The 19,675-nt window shown below is 41.6% G+C and carries 16 protein-coding genes; 12 read left to right on the top strand and 4 right to left on the bottom strand.

What is annotated here, in order from left to right; genetic code table 11:
- The first annotated feature begins 34 nt into the window (after window positions 1–34).
- The gene (gene hisC, locus ACNS8M_RS10950; RefSeq protein ID WP_168541587.1) at window positions 35–1,126 is read left to right on the top strand and encodes a histidinol-phosphate transaminase; all 1,092 of its coding nucleotides are present in this window, start codon (window positions 35–37) and stop codon (window positions 1,124–1,126) included.
- 77 nt (window positions 1,127–1,203) lie between these two features.
- Here hisC and ACNS8M_RS10945 read toward each other — a convergent pair whose 3' ends face one another.
- Window positions 1,204–2,541 (bottom strand): anthranilate synthase component I family protein, encoded by a 1,338-nt coding sequence (locus tag ACNS8M_RS10945; RefSeq protein ID WP_168541589.1) that lies wholly within the window; start codon window positions 2,539–2,541, stop codon window positions 1,204–1,206.
- Window positions 2,542–2,794: 253 nt separating this feature from the next.
- Here ACNS8M_RS10945 and ACNS8M_RS10940 point away from each other — a divergent pair, with 253 nt between their 5' ends.
- From ACNS8M_RS10940 to ACNS8M_RS10915, 6 genes are all read left to right on the top strand, one after another.
- Window positions 2,795–3,814: a DUF6160 family protein gene (locus ACNS8M_RS10940; RefSeq protein WP_168541591.1), complete on the top strand. Its 1,020-nt coding sequence runs from the start codon at window positions 2,795–2,797 to the stop codon at window positions 3,812–3,814.
- Window positions 3,815–4,007: 193 nt separating this feature from the next.
- On the top strand, window positions 4,008–4,841 hold the full coding sequence (locus ACNS8M_RS10935; protein WP_168541593.1) for a C39 family peptidase: 834 nt from the start codon (window positions 4,008–4,010) through the stop codon (window positions 4,839–4,841).
- 46 nt (window positions 4,842–4,887) lie between these two features.
- Window positions 4,888–6,030, top strand: a complete 1,143-nt coding sequence (locus ACNS8M_RS10930) for a hypothetical protein (RefSeq protein ID WP_168418798.1) — start codon at window positions 4,888–4,890, stop codon at window positions 6,028–6,030.
- Between the two features lie 12 nt (window positions 6,031–6,042).
- On the top strand, window positions 6,043–7,707 hold the full coding sequence (locus ACNS8M_RS10925; RefSeq protein WP_168461246.1) for an OmpP1/FadL family transporter: 1,665 nt from the start codon (window positions 6,043–6,045) through the stop codon (window positions 7,705–7,707).
- On the top strand, window positions 7,701–9,023 hold the full coding sequence (filE, locus tag ACNS8M_RS10920) for a putative pilus assembly protein FilE (RefSeq protein WP_168541595.1): 1,323 nt from the start codon (window positions 7,701–7,703) through the stop codon (window positions 9,021–9,023). Before ACNS8M_RS10925 ends, filE begins: the two co-directional genes overlap by 7 nt.
- Window positions 9,024–9,043: 20 nt before the next feature.
- A complete protein-coding gene (locus ACNS8M_RS10915) occupies window positions 9,044–10,960 on the top strand; it encodes a flagellar protein FilF (protein ID WP_419224809.1) in 1,917 nt (638 codons plus the stop codon).
- A 93-nt stretch (window positions 10,961–11,053) separates the two neighbouring features.
- On the opposite strand, the gene ACNS8M_RS10910 is transcribed toward ACNS8M_RS10915, so the two are convergent.
- The gene (locus tag ACNS8M_RS10910) at window positions 11,054–11,602 is read right to left on the bottom strand and encodes an NUDIX hydrolase (protein ID WP_168541599.1); all 549 of its coding nucleotides are present in this window, start codon (window positions 11,600–11,602) and stop codon (window positions 11,054–11,056) included.
- 124 nt (window positions 11,603–11,726) lie between these two features.
- Between ACNS8M_RS10910 and ACNS8M_RS10905 the strand changes: the two genes are divergently transcribed.
- Window positions 11,727–12,323, top strand: a complete 597-nt coding sequence (locus tag ACNS8M_RS10905) for a CoA pyrophosphatase (RefSeq protein WP_168418802.1) — start codon at window positions 11,727–11,729, stop codon at window positions 12,321–12,323.
- A 47-nt stretch (window positions 12,324–12,370) separates the two neighbouring features.
- Window positions 12,371–12,901: a gamma carbonic anhydrase family protein gene (locus ACNS8M_RS10900; protein WP_168541601.1), complete on the top strand. Its 531-nt coding sequence runs from the start codon at window positions 12,371–12,373 to the stop codon at window positions 12,899–12,901.
- 6 nt (window positions 12,902–12,907) lie between these two features.
- Here ACNS8M_RS10900 and ACNS8M_RS10895 read toward each other — a convergent pair whose 3' ends face one another.
- Both ACNS8M_RS10895 and ACNS8M_RS10890 read right to left on the bottom strand, forming a co-directional pair.
- The gene (locus ACNS8M_RS10895) at window positions 12,908–13,648 is read right to left on the bottom strand and encodes a type III pantothenate kinase (protein ID WP_168541603.1); all 741 of its coding nucleotides are present in this window, start codon (window positions 13,646–13,648) and stop codon (window positions 12,908–12,910) included.
- Window positions 13,645–14,415 (bottom strand): biotin--[acetyl-CoA-carboxylase] ligase, encoded by a 771-nt coding sequence (locus ACNS8M_RS10890; RefSeq protein WP_168541605.1) that lies wholly within the window; start codon window positions 14,413–14,415, stop codon window positions 13,645–13,647. Before ACNS8M_RS10890 ends, ACNS8M_RS10895 begins: the two co-directional genes overlap by 4 nt.
- A 28-nt stretch (window positions 14,416–14,443) precedes the next feature.
- On the opposite strand from ACNS8M_RS10890, the gene ACNS8M_RS10885 reads away from it, so the two are divergent.
- The 3 genes from ACNS8M_RS10885 (at window position 14,444) to smc (ending at window position 19,674) form a co-directional block, all read left to right on the top strand.
- Complete coding sequence (locus ACNS8M_RS10885; protein ID WP_168461233.1) at window positions 14,444–15,253, top strand: sulfite exporter TauE/SafE family protein; 810 nt, start codon at window positions 14,444–14,446, stop codon at window positions 15,251–15,253.
- 250 nt (window positions 15,254–15,503) lie between these two features.
- On the top strand, window positions 15,504–16,199 hold the full coding sequence (locus tag ACNS8M_RS10880; RefSeq protein WP_168461231.1) for a GntR family transcriptional regulator: 696 nt from the start codon (window positions 15,504–15,506) through the stop codon (window positions 16,197–16,199).
- A 10-nt stretch (window positions 16,200–16,209) separates the two neighbouring features.
- On the top strand, window positions 16,210–19,674 hold the full coding sequence (gene smc / locus ACNS8M_RS10875; protein WP_168541607.1) for a chromosome segregation protein SMC: 3,465 nt from the start codon (window positions 16,210–16,212) through the stop codon (window positions 19,672–19,674).
- Window position 19,675: the final 1 nt, after the last annotated feature.

Below are 19,675 nucleotides of genomic sequence, written 5' to 3'. Positions count from 1 at the left end.
GAGAGGTTAGGAGAGGGGAAATAAGAGAATAAAGATGTCAAATATCACCACAGAACAAATGCGATTTTGGAGCCCTGAAGTACGTGAGCTTGAGCCGTATGTACCGGGTGAGCAACCCAAAATCCAAAATTTATTAAAACTGAATACCAATGAAAATCCGTACCCACCCTCATCTAAAGTGGTGGAAGCGGTACAGCAGGTTTTAGAAAACTCGGCTGATGCACTGCGTTTATATCCTGACCCAGATGCAAGCGAGCTAAAGCAAGCTATTGCCAAACAGCAACATGTGGCTGTTGAAAATGTCTTTGTGGGCAATGGTTCCGATGAGGTTCTTGCGCATATTTTTAAAGCATTTTTTGTTCAAGAGTTGCCGATACTTTATCCTGACATCACCTACAGTTTTTATCCTGTTTACAGCCAGTTCTTTGGGGTAAAAACCAAAGTGCTGCCGCTAAATGATGATTTTGAAATTGTAGTCGCCGATTATAAGCAAGCCAATGGCGGTATTATTATTACCAATCCGAATGCACCGACCAGTATTGCTTTAGGTTTATCTGCCATTGAAGAAGTTTTGCAAGCCAATCCAAATTCTGTGGTGGTTATTGATGAAGCCTATGTCGATTTTGGTGCAGAATCTGCAGTGAAATTAGTGGAAAAGTACGACAATTTAGTCGTCTGTCAAACGACTTCTAAATCACGTTCTTTGGCGGGTTTACGTGTTGGATTTGCCATTGCACAGCCACATTTAATTGCCGCATTGGCAGCCGTAAAAAATAGTTTTAACTCTTATCCAATGGATCGTTTTGCGATAGCCGCTGCCGTAGCATCCTTTGAAGATCAGGCTTATTTTGAGGCACAATGCCACAAAGTAATTGCTAGCCGTGAGACATTGGTTGCAGATTTAACAGTATTGGGTTTTAAGATATTGCCATCAAGTGCCAACTTTATTTTCGCATCACATCCTGAACATGATGCAGGTGAATTGGCTGCAGCATTACGTGAACGTGGCATTATTGTGCGTTATTTTAATAAGCCAAGAATCAACCAATATCTACGTATTACCATTGGTACAGACCAACAAAATCAGCGCTTGGTCGACACCTTAAAACAAGATATTTTGGCTTAATTGCTTGCATTATAAAAAACGAGTGGATCAAATCATCCACTCGCTTTTTTGTGATTCAGCTTTTTAATTGAATTGTATTATTTGTCAGGTGTGTACCATGTTTTGAGTAAGTCGAGCATTGCCGAAACTTTATCAAAACATTCCTGATATTCTGCCTCACAATCTGAAGCGATGGTAATTCCACCGCCCGCCCATAATGAAACATCCTGCTGATATTTTTGAATAGAACGAATGAGTATATTCCAAGAACCTGTGCCATCGGCATCAAAATAACCCATCGATCCACAATATGCGCCACGAGGCGCGCCTTCCAGTTCATCTATAATTTGCATGGCCCGAATTTTAGGGGCACCTGTAATTGAGCCACCGGGCAAGGCCGACATCAACACATTAAAAGGATTAATCTCAGCTTTTAAGGTTGCAGTAATCTCACTGACCATGTGGTGCACTTGATTAAAAGATTCAATATCAAATAATTTAGGTGTTTTTACGCTACCAGTTTCGGCATAAACACTTAAATCATTACGTAATAAATCCACAATCATGACATTTTCAGCTTGATCTTTTTGGGACGTTTGTAATTGAAGTTTAGATTGCTGATCTAAAAGTGGATCATCATAGCGTGGTGTGGTACCTTTAATGGGCTTGGTGGTAATTTTCCGCTCTGCTTCAAATTCAATAAATAGCTCTGGTGAGCAGCTTAGAATTTCAAAATCATGGATGCGTAAATAACCTGCATAAGGCGCATTGGTCAGTTGCCAGAATTCTGCGGCAGTTGTTAAAAGCGGACCCTCAGCTTGGGCTGTAAACTCTTGTGTCAGATTGATTTGGTAGCAATCACCCGCCACGATATAGTCTTGTACACGCTTAAATGCCTGTTGATAGTCGGTGAAATCCCAGCGTGCCTGACAAGGCGTCATGAGATGGAAAGGCTTGGCGGGTGCTGTTTGAAGTATATGGTGTGCGATAAAATCATAAATTTCTGCAGCAGATTCATCTGAGCTATAAAAATACCAACCAGACGCTTCTTGTTGTAAATAACTTTTAAATTGACCTAAAAATAATGTGGGTTGCTGACGTGCCTGTAAATTAATGTGTTGTTGGGCGGCAGCATCATAACTGACAAAGCCCATCACACTACATAAAGCCGATGTATCTGTTGCTGATGGAGAAAGATATGCAGTTAAATCTAGTGTATTGGCACTACGGGCATATTGGTCTAATGCTGTTTTTTCATAGAATTCAAGCTGCTGATTTTGTTGAATACAATAAGTTTCTGCCAAAAAAGCAATCCGTGACTGTCCATTATTTTGCAAATAAATACTATGTGAAAGCCCAGCAAGTGCTTGCAAAATTCTTTCCGCTAAAAAACTGGCATCACATAATAATTTTTTAAAATGAATAGGATAGGACATAAAGCAGAATGGTTGAGAGATTAAAACTGCTATTTTACATGATTGCAGCAGATAAAAAGCAAATAACCGTTTGTCGGTAAGATGTGGATTGCGACCAACAGCAGTTGAACAAAAAATAACTCAGATATACCTTTGTATGTGCAAACCGGCTACTCAAGGAATGTGTGTCAGTGTTGTCCTCATCAAATAAAAATACAATCACTGGCACTGAGTGGTAAAACCAAAAAAATAATACTCTCGGGAGAGTAACAAGATGAAAAAATTTACTAAACTTGCTTTGGTATCATCAATCGCGTTAACGACAAATGCAATGGCAATGCAGGCAATGGACGATACTGCATTAAGCGCAACTACTGGTCAAGATGGTTTAAGCATCGGGATTGGTATTTCTAAAATCGAAATCGAAAAACTTTTAATCCATGATAATGATGGTTTGGCTGCAAAAGGTGCTGCTGGTGACCTAGGTTATGGTGGTACTGGAGATGCTGGTGCTATCGTAATTAAGGGCAATGGCGAAGGAAAAACAGCGAATCATGGTGTAGTGATTGAAGCTAATATGTCTGATTTAAGTAATCCGACAAAATATTTATTAGAATCTCATAATTTAGCAGATTTAGTCATTGATACAGATGCTGGTAATACTGCTGATGGTGGTGCATTTATTAACGTAGCTGCTCAAGTAGCTGGGCTTGAAATTAATATTGGTGAAATTGGTGTCTCTGCATCGAATGCTAAGCCAGTAGCAGGTGCTACGAGCATTCGTCGTGGTAATGATGATAAAAACTATAATGCAATTTTATCTGGCTTAACGTTAAAAACAGGTAAAATGGATGCCAATATTCAATTGGGTGCAGCGCCACAAGGTGCCATGATTAAACTTGATACCACAATGGTGGGTGGTTTAGAAATTGCAAACTTAGGTATTTTAGATAACTCTACTAAAGAAGGTACTGGTGATGGTACTGTAGGTAATCGTGCAGCAGGTGAAATCTTTATTGAAAGTATTAAGTTTGCAGATGCTAATTCTACGGACTTAACCTTAAAGCAAGATATTAGTGTGATAGGTAAGGAAGGTGCAAACAATGGCTATATTCAAATCATTAGCCATGGTGGTGCAAAAGATAATTATGTACAAGGTATCCGTTTAGGCAGTAAGACTGCTGCTTCTATTGGTGATATGGAAGTTCAAGGCTTACAAACTTATTACGGTGGTAGTACATTGCAACCTGCTGGTTATACACAAGGTGCAAAAATCACCATTTCGGGTCACTAATTTAAACACTGAAAAAGCGCGTGAATTCACGCGCTTTTTTTTACAAATAAACTGATGAGTTCGCAAAAAAATAAAGAAAGCACTGTTTTTTTTCTATAAAACGAGTATCTTTCTAAATACAAGGAAGTAGAGTGAAAACTCTAAAAATAAAAATATTAGGCAGGTATTGCCGAGAACTAAAAAGTAAAAATATATGTTAGAGATCGCTTTGGGCTCGGCATTGATCTATTACGCTGCCACACAAGCCTTTGATTTAAAAGAACAGCATCCAGAAGCTGTGCACTATACAGAAACTTTGGATTCTAGAAATAATTCATTTACCCGTATGCATAGAGAACCTGTGCAAATTAAACCTGCTTTAGAAGATCAATTCCGTGGCATTGTACGCCAAGCCTATGACTATAGCTGTGGTTCTGCAGCGTTAACGACTTTGCTCAATGGTTATGTTGGCACACAACTGAACGAACAACAGACCATGAGTGGTTTACTTCGTTATGGAGAGTATGAGCGAATTATCGAGCGTCGTAGTTTTTCATTGTTAGATATGAAGCGCTTTGTTGCTGCTTTGGGGCTAGAGAGTGGGGGGTATCGTGGTGAATTTGAAGATTTAGTCAAGCAAGGGCAGCCTGCAATCGTACCAATTTCTTATGCAGGTTTTAAACATTTTGTGGTGTATAAAGCCTATAAAAATGGGCGGGTTTATGTGGCTGACCCAGCTTTGGGCAATATTAGTTTTGATGAAGAACGATTTAAGGACGTTTGGGAAAATAACACCCTGTTCTTAATTAATGTAGCACCTCAGCATCGACAAAATATGTTGGCATTACATGAAAAAGATTTACGTCATGTTGAGGATGCTACTGTGAATCGCTATGCCTTTGTCGATATTCAATATCCACAATTTGCCATGGAAAAAATTGCAGATAAAGCATCGACTATACGTTTAGAGCGTAATTTAAATAAAGATTCTGAAAATTATGGACAGTATGAGCATCGCTATTTAAGACTCTACTACAAAAACAAATAATACATTGTTCACAACATACAAAAATAAAAAATGGAAGGGGTAAATCATGGAACGTAAATGGATGAATAAAACCTTATTGGCGCTTAGTATCCAAATGGTAATTGGGGTAGCGTATGCTGCAGAAGAGCCACAGCTAGGGGAATATGAAACAACAGCTGAACAACAGGCTGAAGTATCAGAAGCAACAACTGAAGTTTCCGCCACAACAGCTGAAACAAACAGTACTGAGGCGGTAGTGACTTCAACAAATGGGGAGCAAGCCGCTTCTACTGCATTGCAGCAACAAGAGGGTGATGCAACCAAAGAGGCCAACTTAGAAGAAGTCTTTACCTCAAATGAACGTCAATATTCATTGATGAAACAAGGTGAAATTTCATCTTACTACGACATTGATTATACCTATTATCGTGATACCCAACTTGATCTTGAAATGGCACAAGGTCAATTATATCAATTACGTGTACAAGAAAATGCTTCTCATGCTTTAACCAATACCTTTACAGCACAGTATGGCTTGCGTGACAATCTGACCTTGTCGGCATCTTTACCTTTAGTGGCAAAAACAGATTTATTAAAAGATACTACAGCTGCAGGTTTAGGGGATATTTCATTAGGCGCACGTTGGGAACCGTTCCCACTTAAAGCAGGTCGTTTGCCTTTAATTTTATTTGCCAACCTTTCGACCAAGACTGGTGATAGCCCGTATGAAATTAACCCCGTCAAAGATTTGGCTACAGGGAAAGGTTATTACTCGGTCGGTTTTGGGGCAAGTACCCGTAAATATATTGATCCTGTAGTCTTGTTTGCCTCAGCTTCTGCCAACTATGGTTTAAAAGAAAGTGGCTTAAACCAAATTCGTGGTGGGCGCATTATTGAAGAGTTTGAACCGGGTGTTAGCGGTGGTTTTGCATTTGGTTTTGCCTACTCGTTTAATTACGATGTGTCTATGACTATGTCATATCAGCAAAGCTTTAATACTGGTTCTGAATTTTTTTATGAAGGTGGTGAAAGTTATTCACCAGCCGATCAAACCAGTTCAACTTTAGCAATTTCACTCGGGGTGCGTGTATCACCAGAAACCATTGTTAATGGTACGGTGGGTATTGGTTTGACTGAAGATGCACCAGACGTGTCACTTGGTTTGTCTTTCCCATTAGATATTCTCGGTTTTGGTAAAAAAATTCGCTAAGAGGCTAGTCGCATGAAAATGATACGACTTCGCCCGTTAGTGACTGCTATTTTACTGTCGGGCTGTTCGGGCGCTGCATTTGCGCAGCTTGGGCAAAACTTATCTGTAGATATTCGCTCTTTAACCATGGGGAATGCAGTTACTGCCGATCCACCTGGTATTAGCGCGATTCACTTTAACCCTGCAGCACTGACTAAAATTGAAGGTCTACAAACTGATGTGCAAGGGGTATTGGCACATTTTGATGTGCAGCGCGAGCTTTCTGTACCTGCTGGTTATGATGTTTTTGGATACTCTGATGACCCTGTCGTGTGTAATGATGGGCCAGAGATCATGGCAGATTTCTGTACCGACTTTAAGGGGACAGTACAGGCAGATGTAGAGTATCCGACCCTTTATGTGCCTATTCTGAAAAAGTTTGTGGATTTGGGTAAGGGCATGCCGTTGGCAGCTCCAACCAATGGGATTGCCTATAATCCTCCAGGGTCAAAAGTGACTTTTGCCACGGCACTGTATGCGCCTTTAATTGCAGGCTTTGGCGCAGAAGATGGTAACCCAGGTAATTTTATGGGGCAGCAAGTAGCGCTAGAGCGTATTACTTATTTGTCACCATCCATCGCTTATCAAGTGAATGATGAGTTGTCGGTTGGGGCTTCCATTGGTATGTCTTATCAAGCCATTGCCATGAACACCGATTTACGTTTCCCGAATGAGTTGATCGGGATGTTGCGTATGGTGGATGAGGTCGTTTGTACCCCATTTAAAGAAAACTCAGACATTATTACTGATATTTTATTGCTCGGTATTTGTAATGCTGAAGAAGGGATGAACCCTTTTTCTCGCTTTGGACAAATGCAACTGGCAGTCGAACAGAGTCTGAGCCCAAGTTATAACTTGGGGATTCTATGGGAACCAACTGAAGATTTTAGCTTTGGTATGGTGTACCAAAGTGCCGCTAAAATGCGTTTAAAAGGCAAATATCATATTGATAACTCTAAAGCACCACGAGAGTTAATCAATGGTTTGATGTCATCTCCGACAGGGCAAATTCTAGCGGCGATTCTTGGCTTTCCAAGCTATATTCCAGCCAGTGAATCTGGTTTGGTATCTATGGATTTTGAATATCCTGCGCACTTTCAGGCGGGGATTAAATACAAAGTCATGCCTGATTTACAGGTGAATTTTGATGTCGGTTGGACAGATTATAAAGCTTGGGATAAATTTAAATTTGAGTTTGATCGTCAAATTTCTGCCCTTAAAATTGCAAAACTACTTTCAGAACATGTTTCTGATAGCTCTTTGGCTTTGCCGCTTGAGTTTCAGTCGCCATGGAGTTGGGGAATTGGTGTTGAATATTCAGCAACCGATCGCTTAAAACTACGTGCGGGTTATGAACCACGTGGCAGTGCCATTCCTGATAATAAACGTAACACCATGGTACCTATCAACAATGCGCGTTTGTTTGGTTTGGGCGTAGGTTATCGTTTTGATGCAGATACAGATTTAGATTTATCGATTGGCTTTTTACAGAGTAAGGACAAAATACCTGCCAATACCAGTAGCTTAGCCAACAAAGAAGGTGTGAATAACTTGTTATTAAACCCTTATGCGGGGCTAAACGTAAAAACAGATACCAAAATTACAATTCTTGGATTGAGTTATAGAACACGATGGTAAGTTCAGTACAGAAAATAAAACGGACTTTATTTTCAAAGTCGATTGTGTTGCTGCTCGCCAGCACAGGATCGGTGTGTTACGCCAATCAGTTTTACACCATTATTGGGCCAGATGGTCGTCCGATTGTGGTGCAGCGTAATGCCGCAGAAAAAAAGAAAACCATAGCCGCGCTGGAAACAGCACAAAAACAAAAGAAAGAGCAGCAAAAACCAGCTCAACCCGTTGTTCAAGCTGTGCCTACACAACAAGTGATACCAGCCACCTCACCACAACTTAAAAGTGCATCGGAAAATGCTGCTCAAAAGACTCTCAAAGAGCAAATACAAGAAACTGCACCAAGCTCTAAAGTTGTTGTTCAGCAAGCAAGAACGATGCAACAGCAGCAAAAAGTACTCGTAACTCAAGATGTTGAACAATCCAAGCCATCTTTAATTGCAGAGAACACTGACATAGCCTCAAGCACACAGAAGCTTGTAAAAGCATCTAGCGTAGATGTTGCGAAAACCAAGCCAAAAATATCGAGTGTAATCGGCTTGGAAGAAAATTCTGCATCACCTCTTTCTCAGTCTGCAATTGTGGTTGAGGCGAAAGCTGAAACAGATGCGACATCATCAGGTTTTATGGAGATGGCGGGTGAGAAATATGTCAAGAGTGAATATTTAGAAGACCAAGAATTTAATTTAGAAGGGAAAAAGCGTTTTTACAGCATGCCTGAAGGGGTAATTGATACGAAGCATGGTGGTGGTGCACGTATGCAGGTGGTTGAGCGTGAACGAGGTGTGAATCGTTCTGTTCTACAAAAAATTTTCCAAAAGAAACCAGTAATTGAGCCACAAGCAATTGTTTTAGCAGCAGACTATTATCGTGTGTCCCATGCAGAAGCAGTAGCTAGTTTGGGGCAAAGTTGTTTTACTGAAACTAAAAAAAACAAAGCCAAAGTTTTAAAAGCACAACAGGATTTAAACTTATGGCCGCGCGCGCCACTTACTGAAAAGTTTGATTATGAGTTGGTCAAAGTATCCGATTCAATTCAGAATATACAAATCAACTCTTATGCGACTAAACAAAATAATCCGACTTTTTATTGGCCATTTGTGGTATTTCTAGATCAGAAAGGTTGTGTGATTGAAGGTGCTGGCGGCTTTAGAAATCAGGATACTGCCAGCAATGGATTACGCCATGAGGTTATTGAAGGTATTATTCAGCTGCCTGCAAACAGTCATTATTTACTCTTAACCCCATTGGCTTCTGCGGTAGATATGGAACATCGAGCGCTCAGTAACCAAGGACAATTAAAACTCATTGCGATACGCTAACAAAAATAAGAGAATTCAGGATGAAAATTAGACAGATTTTACCTTTTGCGAGTACGGCATTGCTGGCAGCTTTAAGTGGTTGCGGTGGAGAAAGTGCCAACATTAATCCAGAACCAAACCCTGTACTCTACGTGAATGGAAGTTGCGCCTCGAATACTACCGACTGTGTCGAGTTTGCGTTGGATTACCCAGTTGATGGTTTGAACTTTACCTGTAGTAGTGATGCCAGTAAAACTTATATGACCTTCATTGAGCCAACGAGTAATGCTGCTACTGGAAAATGTAAGGCAGGCGATAAAGTACACTTCTTTATTCAGGAAAAGACCAATCAGCAAATTGATTTGGGCACAGTATCACTAGCAGATATTGGGGTAGTGAGTGCGGCAGGTGCAGGGTTCCCACGTTTAAGCGTGTTGGATATGGCAAGAGGCTTAACTGGTCGAGCAGCCACAAGTTTAAATAATCCTAGAGATGATACTGTTCAAGTGGCGACTGCCATTGTGAGAATTTTACAGGCTTTGTCTGTTGAAACAGGAAAATCTGTCCCGGGTGATATTCAACCTTTATATATTTCAACCCTGAAAAAAGAACAATTGGCTGATATAGGCACTTCTGTTAAGGCTACTGATTTTAGTTCAGGTGCCTACGCTTTAATTTTACGTCCTTGGGTAGATGTGTCCCCAATTTCTCAGGAAACAGCATCTCAGGCCCTGAATACTTTGGTATATATGAATAATTCGGCATTGTATCAAGCCAATTATCCAATTTTGGCTAAAGAAGATTCTCAATTACCCCAAGGTTTATATGGTTGTAACTTAACAGATTGTAAGACAGCAACCCCTGCATTAAAGCACTTAATTGGACAATATCAGCTGATTACGGACCGTGCAGGTTATACTTTCGGTTACGGCGTGCAGTGGAAAGGGGCTGTAACAGCAAGTAGTGCTAATCCAATCTTATCTGTGAGTGGTGACCTGATTCGTAACGCACGTCCTGACCGTATGACAGCAGCTCCACAAACGACTTGGGTTGATCCGCTTACCAAGCGTATAACAGAACCATTCCGTTTTAGTGTAAGCACCAATACTGCCGATGATTTTCAAATTACTCAAGGTAAAGTCTATAACGACTATTTGATTGCGGGCACAGAGGGCTTTTATAAACTTCTGACTAAATTAAGTACAGCAAATCCTGCCGATTACGGTTTGTGGCAGCAAACTATTGGGACGGATCAGTTTAAAGGTTCATTTGATGCCTATAAATTTTTTCCAGTGAACTTTTTAGATAATCGTGTTTTTAAAACCGTGAAAAATGTGAATGTTGATGAGTCTTATATTTTCCCTTTATATGCGACCTTAACTTTCAATTTTGCGAATAGCACGGCTACGCCAGTCAAACTGGGAATTGTGCTGGATGAACATGGCAATATTCGGACAGATATTGGAGCAAATGCAACGGAAACAGACATGTCGGGTCAGTGTGCAACTCTGAGTCAATCTGAAGCAAATTTGGTAGATACAAATGGTATCACTCAACATCGTATTGGAGTTTTAGGTACAGCTGATGTAGATAATAAGGCCGTAACGTTGCGTATGATATTGGCCAATTCACGTTTTCAGCAATTGGATGGAGCTGTGATTGGTTTAAATACCAAAATTGAACAGGTGGAAGGGACTAGCAATCAAAGTATCGTAGTGGGTGGGGCTCGTGCCAATATTGGCAATTTGGTGGCTGGAAATTCGACTCATATCACCTTGTCAGACTTTAGTGGTTCTACGGTGCATTGGAGTAATATTTATAATGCACAGTTAGCGACTTACGTGAATCAGAGCACAAATCAAGCTTCTGAAGCTGATCAGGCCTTAAGTAAAATTCAAGGTGGTACCGTAAGTATGGCGGTGGCAAGTTGCGATCAGGCAAATAAAGTCCGTACCTAATCGCTTCATCATGTTGAAAACAATAAGCCCATCTTGACGATGGGCTTATTTTTTAACTGTTTGTTACTCGCTGTGGAATTAAAGCTTTCATACTTAACCCGTATGATCGGTACGAGAACCTAATGTTTCTAAATGTGTGGTGAAATGATTGTTCTTTCGATCTGCAAAGTAGTGTTGCAAAGTTCTTTCTACACTCGGGAAAGCCAGTTCTGACCACGGAATTTCATCTTCGCTAAATAGGCGTGATTCAATGGTTTCCTCACCTGCACCAAATTGACCATTCAACAATTGCGCCTTGAACAGCACATAAATTTGTCCAATACGCGGAATGTTGTACATACAATACAGTTGTTCAATCTTAATTTCTGCTTCGGCTTCTTCACGGGTTTCACGTGCTGAACCTTGTTCCATGGTTTCAAACATTTCCATGTAGCCCGCAGGTAAAGTCCATAGACCATAACGTGGCTCAATGGCACGGCGGCACAACAAAACTTTATTTTCCCAAGTGACTAAGGCACCGCAAATGACTTTAGGATTGACGTAATGAATCGTGCCACAGGCACGACATACCTGACGCAGTTGTTGATCGCCAAGCGGTATTTTAGTTATTGTTTTTTGCCCACAATTGCCACAAAAGTTCATATTGATCGTCATTGCCGAAGGGAGTTCTCAGAATAACTGAAAATTTCGACTTTGGCATCCTCTCTATCTATTGCTCGTGCATTTCAGCTATGATGAAATAATAAAACAAGGAGAACAATAAAGTATGTTTGATCATTCGCTCACGCATCTATTACAGCAACGTTTGCGCTTTTCCAAAACACTTAGAGAAGCGCATGCTGCGGTATTGATTGCAATTACAGATGAGCATGATCCTAAAGTACTGTTAACACGCCGTTCTACTTTATTAAATAACCATGCAGGCGAGGTGTCTTTTCCTGGGGGGAAACGCGATCCACAAGATACCAGTAATATTGTGGTGGCATTGCGCGAGGCACAGGAAGAAACTGCGTTAAATCCCTTTGATGTGCAATTGATCGGCGACTTGCCTATGCAAAAAGCCCGTAATGGGATGTTGGTTAAACCTGTGGTGGGGCTCATCTCTCCAGAAGTTGAATTAATTCCACAACCTTCAGAAATTGATCGAATCTTTTTTGCATCGTTGCAGCATTTGATGGAAGCACCACCCATGCCTTATGAGGTGAATTTTGCTCAACAAAAATTATACTTTCCGAGTATGCAAGTTGAAGATGAAGTGGTTTGGGGTTTAACTGCGCGCATGTTGGTGTCCTTGTTTGAATACGGTCTGGATTATCGTAAAGAATGGCCGTTCTTACTGAACTCACCCAAATTTAAAAAATAAGCTGACTTTATAACAAATACCGACATTTACACTCAAAGGAAGGAATCATGCTGTATAAATTTCAAGGTCATGCACCTAAAGCTTTACAACACCCATGGGATGGCTGGGTGGCTGATAATGCCACAGTGATTGGTCAGGTAGAGCTTGGACAGAAAGTTAGTGTCTGGTTTGGCGCGGTGATTCGAGCCGACAACAGCAAAATCAAAATCGGGCATTTTAGTAATGTGCAGGAAAATGCGGTTTTGCATACCGATGCAGGCATTGAAATGAATATTGGTGATTATGTCACCATTGGGCATCAGGCCATGCTACATGGTTGTACCGTGGGTGATAATAGCCTGATAGGCATTAATGCTGTGGTGTTGAATCATGCTGTGATTGGGAAAAATTGTATTATTGGTGCCAATGCTTTAATTCCTGAAGGCAAAGTCATTCCAGATAATTCTGTGGTGATGGGCTCACCAGGTAAAGTCGTGAAAACTTTAGATGAGTCGGCTGCAGCGCGTTTAAAAATGAGTGCTTTGCATTATGCAGAGCACTTTCCGCATTTTGTGAACTTGGAGCCTACTACGCTTTAGGGGCGTCTATTCTGTTGCTATAGGTGCGTATTCAATATAACGCTGCAAACCTTTTAGCAATAAATCTTGCTCGACTTGTGGTTGATATTGTTGCAAAAACTTGGCAAATAGCGGGGCATCGCCACCTGTTAAAATTAGTTTGCGTGGCGATTGCCGAATTACATGTTCAATGGTGCTAAGTAAACCCAATAAAATACCATGATGAACCGCATCGATGGTGCTGCGTCCTGGGGTGAGTTCATCAAAGGCCGCATCTGGAATTTTAATGCCTTTGGTATTTTGAATGAGCGCATCACGTTGTAAATACAGATTCGGTAAAATGTAGCCGCCTATATGAGTTAATCCATCAGCTAAATCAATAGTCAAAGCTGTACCACAACTGATGACACAGTAGTTTTCTTGTGGATCACTGGCAACGGCAAGCACTTGTAGCCAGCGGTCAATCCCAAGTTGCTTAATGTCATATTCACAGTGCAAGCCTGCATAATCAGCATGTACTTTGGCATAAATCACAGGCACATTCAGAGTCTTTAAAATCAAATGAATGCGTTGGTTGTTCTTCTGATCTTGTACTGAAGACACACCGACTTTATGCACATTCAGGCTTTTAAAATGTTGAATTAAGCCAAGTAATAAATCGGCAGGAGATTGCAAATGTAATTCTGCCTCATGCTCGATCACACGTTCATTCTCAGTTACCCAGTACTTCAGGCGGGTATTACCAATATCTAGCCATAAATTTTTCATGATGTTGACTCGGTGGCTAAATCAAGCGGGCGTAATCGACCTTGATAAAAAACTTCGATACCCTGTGCCGTTTCAATTTGCACTGCGCCATCATCCTGAATACCTAAAAACACACCCTCGCACGTGCCTTTAAAGTGTTCAAATTCCACTCGTTGTTGTTTGAATGCTGCATAGTGATTAAAGCGGGATGCTAAATTGTAGCAATCATGATTAAACCAGTCGCAGGCTTGCTGGATAGCAAGATAAAGTTCTGCAACTAAACTGATACGGTTTATTGAGGTTAAACCAAGCTCGGTCAGAGATGTGGTTTTTTGATCAATGACGGGTGAGCTGACAGGTGAAAGATTGAGTCCGACACCGACGATTACTTGCTGAGCCGAAATTGGCTCAATTAAGATGCCGCCCCATTTGCCTTGTGGGCTGTATAAGTCATTCGGCCATTTTACTTGTAGATCAAGCGCCTCTAGACTCGGCATTTGCAAGATATTTAACGCAACTTCTAAAGCTAAACACCCATTTACAGGTGTTCGTAAATTTAGCAATGTGCTTAAATAGATGTTCCCTTCGGGTGATACCCATTGCCGTTGACGTTGTCCTCGACCATGCGTTTGTCTGGTACTACAGACCAAGACACTCTGCACACCTTTTTGTGCAATTTCCCGTACATCATCATTGGTAGACGTGGTAATCGGCTTCAGGATGAGTACTTCTGGAAGCTGACCTGCTTCTGTGAGTTGTTGTTGCAGTTGTCGGGTTTCTACATCCATACGAATTTACAAATAGTGGAATATATTTATGGAGTTAATCATATATTTATTGATTGGTGCAATTGCCGGATTTACAGCAGGGCTGTTTGGTGTCGGTGGTGGCTTAATTATTGTGCCAATTTTATATATTGTGTTCACTCAACTCAATTATGATCCTTCGGTGTTAATGCACATGGCCGTGGGAACGTCATTGGCGACCATTATTGTGACTTCAATTAGTTCAGTCAGTGCGCATCATAAAAAAGGTGCGGTGATGTGGTCTGTGTTCCGTAATCTTGCACCGGGTTTGGTGGTTGGTGCATTTGTGGGAGCCGGCATTGCCGATTTTCTTTCTGGTCAAGGCTTACAGTTACTCATTGGTGCTTTTGCGTTGTGGGTCGCTTTTAAAATGTTTAGAGGGGCAAATGTTGCAGTAGCTCCATCTCATCATTTGCCATCTACACCAATGCAAGTCATGGCAGGCGGTGGAATTGGCATCGCCTCTGCGATTTTTGGTATTGGCGGCGGCAGTTTAACTGTGCCGTATTTAAGCCGTTATGGTGTCGTGATGCAAAAAGCTGTAGCAACTTCAGCAGCTTGTGGTTTGCCAATTGCAATTGCAGGCGCATTGGGTTTTATCTGGTTTGGTAAGCAAGCAGAAGTCGCTGTACCGAATACCATTGGTTATATTCATATTTATGCCTTTATTGGTATTAGTGTGATGAGCTTTATTACGGCAAAAGTAGGCGCTAAAGTCGCACATCGCTTATCGCCAGCAATGCTAAAAAAATGTTTCGCCTGTTTGTTGACCACAGTCGGATGTTACTTTGTCTATCAGGGGCTGCGTGCATTTTTCTAATTTCTGCGGGCAGTATTCTTTATTTTTTATCTATTTTCTTTATTTTAAGCCGTGTAAAATTGGCTATAGCGCCATGAAATTGTCAGACAATGTCATGGTTATGTGATCTGTTTCGCAGTAAAAAAGTCAGATGCTTCGTTTGGGACTGTGGTGTTACAGTAAGTTTGCTGCTCAATACTTATGCTGTAGCTGTAAATCATACAGTCCTGAACTTCATCGCTGCATCTTATAAAAACAAGATAGGAACAGTATGCAACAACAAGAATCAGAGAGTTTGTCGGAACAAATAGCCCAACATATTGCTGAGCAAATTATTAGTGGTGATTTGGTTGAAGGTGAGCGTATTCAGGAACTGCGCATTGCCAAAGAGCTAGATGTCAGCCGTGGATCGGTGCGTGAAGCGTTGTTGTTATTGGAACGTACCCATCTAATTGAAATTTTTCCGCGCCGTGGGGCAATGGTGACAGAAATGTCGGCACAGCAAGTGCGGGCGTTATTTGATAGCAGCAGTTTGCTGTTGGGCTATATTGTGCAACGCATTGCCGATACGTGGCGCATAGATGAAGCTGAAATCTTACAGCAGCTTTTGCTGCAGTTGGCAGAGCAATGTCGTTTGGGCAATACCGAAAAATTTTATGATTTAATATTTCAATATTTGGCACAGCAGCCCGACATGGTTGGCAATATCTATTTGATGAAGTTTTATCAGGAATTGTTGCCTTCACTAAGACGTAGCTATTTTTTAACCTTAAATACCTCGCGTCGGGAGTTACAAGAATCTTTGGAATTATTTAAACTGGTGAGTGATGCAATTTTAAGCAGAAAATCACAACAAGCCACTTTATTTATGGAAGATTTTTGCCGACACTTGCGCAACTTGGTGTTGGAATCTCTGACCCGTATGAAACAGATCGAGCTTGCCTGGGCAAGACGTTCACGCCGTTAATTGGGACATTATGCGTTTAAGCAGCTTAAAACTTTCTGGCTTTAAATCTTTTGCCGACAGTACGACCTTACATTTTAAAGCCAACCGTACCGCTGTGGTGGGGCCAAATGGCTGTGGTAAATCCAATGTGATTGATGCCATTCGTTGGGTGATGGGTGAGTCCAGCGCACGTCAGCTGCGTGGTGGCAGTATGCAGGATGTCATTTTTACGGGAACCGCCAAGCGTAAACCAGTGGGCGTGGCCAGTGTAGAACTGCGTTTTGATAATACCTACGGCAAATTAGGCGGTGCCTATAATGCCTATAATGAACTGTCAGTCCGTCGACAGGTCAACCGTGATGGCAAGTCAGAATATTTTTTAAATGGTACCAAATGCCGCCGTCGTGACATTACCGATATTTTCTTAGGCACAGGTCTAGGCCCACGTTCATATGCAATTATTGAACAGGGCATGATCAACCGTTTGGTCGATGCCAAACCTGAAGAAATGCGGGTGTTTATTGAAGAAGCCGCAGGTGTGTCACGTTATCAGGCGCGTCGTCGTGAAACCATGTTGCATTTGGATCACACCACACAAAACCTTGCGCGTTTGGAAGATATTGCAGCTGAACTCAAATCACAGCTGAAAACTTTAAAGCGTCAGTCTGAAACAGCCATTCAGTACAAAGCACTTGAGAGTGAAATTCGTACCATTAAAGTAGAAGTGCTGTCTTTTCAATGCGAACACAGTGCACGTTTACAGCAAGAATATACCTTGAGTATGAATGAACTTGGGGAAAGCTTTAAACTGGTACGTTCGGAGCTGACTACTTTGGAACATGATTTAACTGCAACCAGTGAATTATTTCAGCGTTTAATTCAGCAATCGACACCGTTGCAGCAAGAATGGCAGCAGGCAGAAAAAAAACTGGCTGAACTCAAAATGACACTGGAACAAAAACAAAGTCTGTTTCAGCAAAATACTGCAACCTTATCGCAGTTAGAACAACAAAAAGCACAAACCAAAGAGCGTTTGCAGTTAATTGAATTGCAGCTAGAGACTTTGTCCGATCAACAAGATGAACAGCAGCGTAATGTGCAGCAGCAAGATCAGTTAGCGCAGCAACATCAACAGCAGTTGCAGGATTTAAAAGCCCAGCAAAGTGGTCAAACCGAGCAGTATGCACAAATCAAGGCACAAGTAGAGCAACAACAACAAAAACATGTGCAAATGCAGGCACAAAGTGAGCAGCTTGCCAAAAATATCAGCCGCATTGAACAGCAAAAACAAACCTTGACTCAGCAATTTGCTCAGATTCAGCAGCAGGATGGGCAAGACAACCTGCAGCAATTACACGATGAAAAGCAGCGTTTGCAGATGGAATTAGGCGTTTCAGAACAGCTTATTCAGGAAACTACGCTGCAACTGAGTACATTGCAGGCACAGTATCAATCGCATCAAACACAGTGTGCAGCGCTGAAATCCGAAATTCAGATTTTGCAGTCTGAGCAGAAAAATCTAAATCAATTGCTCATTAAGCAAAGTCCCAAAGTGGCAAACGATGTAGTGCAGTTGATGCAAGTATTACAACTTGCAGATACAGCCAAAGCACATGCCAGTTTGATTGAAAAGTTTTTATCTAAATGGCTATCTGCACAGTTGGTCGATTTAAATAGCGCCTTTCAAGACAGCTGCGCACGTCAGTTAAAAGTAAATGCTGTTACAGATCACCAAACATCGGCCATGCAATTGTCTGGCTGTGAATGTTTAAGTGACTGGATTACTGCACCACAAAGTTCTTTGTGGCAGCAGGTTGCGATTGCAGAAAATTTATCACAGGCTTTGGCTTTGCAAACGCAATTGCAAGCAGGGCAATCTATTTTAAGTTTAGATGGTTATCATGTTGGCCCTGATTGGGTGATTGGGCTGTTTTATGATGAAGCCGCGCAGGCGGGGCAAGGGGCGCTCAGCCATCGGATTCGTTTGGATGAAATTGAGCAGGCTTTAGCGCTGCAATTGCCGCAATGGCAACAGGCAGTGCAGCATTTACCCGAATTGCAGCAACAATTACAACACATACAACAGCAATTGCAGCAGCAACAGCAGGCGTTGAAACAGCAGCAACTGGCTGTACAGGCAGTGGATGTGCAAATTGCGAAAGCCGAAAGTGCAGCGCAGGCCTTTGCTGTACAGCAACAGCAGTTGCAAAATCAATTGGCACAGTTAGATGAGCAACTTGAAGAAGATGCCATGCAAAAAGATGATCTGGAAATTGATTTGCATGCTTTGGCATTTAAACTTGAGCAGGCTTTGCCGCAATATAAAACCTTGCAATTTCAGGTCGAGCAGCTGAATGAGCAATTTGATACAGCACAGCAAACTTTTCAGCAGCAGCAACAAGAGCTAGAGTTGCTGCGTCGTCAAGCAGTGCAAACCCAGCAGCAGACTGAGTTATTGGAAAAAGATGCCACTTTCTTAAAAGCACAATATCAACAGATTGTGGCGCAAATGGAACAAGCCAAAAAGTTTGTCGATCCAGTCCAACTAGAATTACCTGCGCTGGAAACGCAGTTTTCCGAGCAGCAGCAACAGACTGAAAAACTGCAAAAAACTTGGCAGGAATGGCAAGTAGAATTGAACAGTGTGCAGTCCAAACAGCAGCAATTGACCGAACAGCGCCAGCAACAGCAGCAGCAAGATGAGCAGCTACGTGCACAGCTTGAAGAAAAGCGTTTGGCGTGGCAGTCGGCCAAGTCGGACTATCAGCATTATTCTGAACTGTTAAAAGATTTAAACAGTGAAATCATTACTGGTTTACAAATTGATGTGACTGCACATCAGCAGAAGCTGGCCAAAGCGCAGCAGCAGTTTGATAAATTGGGTGCAGTCAATTTGGCAGCTTCGGAAGAATATGAAGAAGTATCTGCCCGTTTTGAAGAATTAAGCCATCAAATTGAAGATTTGGAAAATACTGTGTCGCAGTTGCAGGCGGCCATGAAAAGTATTGATCAAGAAACCCGTAAATTGTTTATGAGTACTTTTGATCAGATCAATGCCGAATTGCAGGAGCTGTTTCCAAAAGTCTTTAATGGCGGTGAAGCGAGTTTGAGTTTGGAAGATGATTGGCAGTCTGGAGTAAAATTAATGGCACGTCCGCCAGGCAAGCGCAACAGTTCCTTAGCTTTACTTTCTGGTGGTGAAAAAGCACTGACTGCGTTGGCATTGGTTTTTGCAATTTTCCGTTTAAATCCAGCGCCATTTTGTGTGCTCGATGAAGTTGATGCACCGCTAGATGATGCCAACGTGGGACGTTTTTGTAATTTAGTAAAAGAACTTTCTGAACAAGTCCAATTCATTTACATTACACATAATAAACTTGCTATGACGATGGCAACCGACCTCTTAGGTGTTACCATGCCTGAACCGGGAACCTCAAAATTAGTAACCGTAAATTTAGAAGAAGCCGCAGAATACGGCCTAGTCGCGGAGGCATAAT

This window comes from Acinetobacter sp. A2 (assembly GCF_048537555.1).
GTDB lineage: Bacteria > Pseudomonadota > Gammaproteobacteria > Pseudomonadales > Moraxellaceae > Acinetobacter.
The sequence above is the reverse complement of the archived record's forward strand: the minus strand, read 5'-3'. Positions and strand labels throughout refer to the sequence as shown.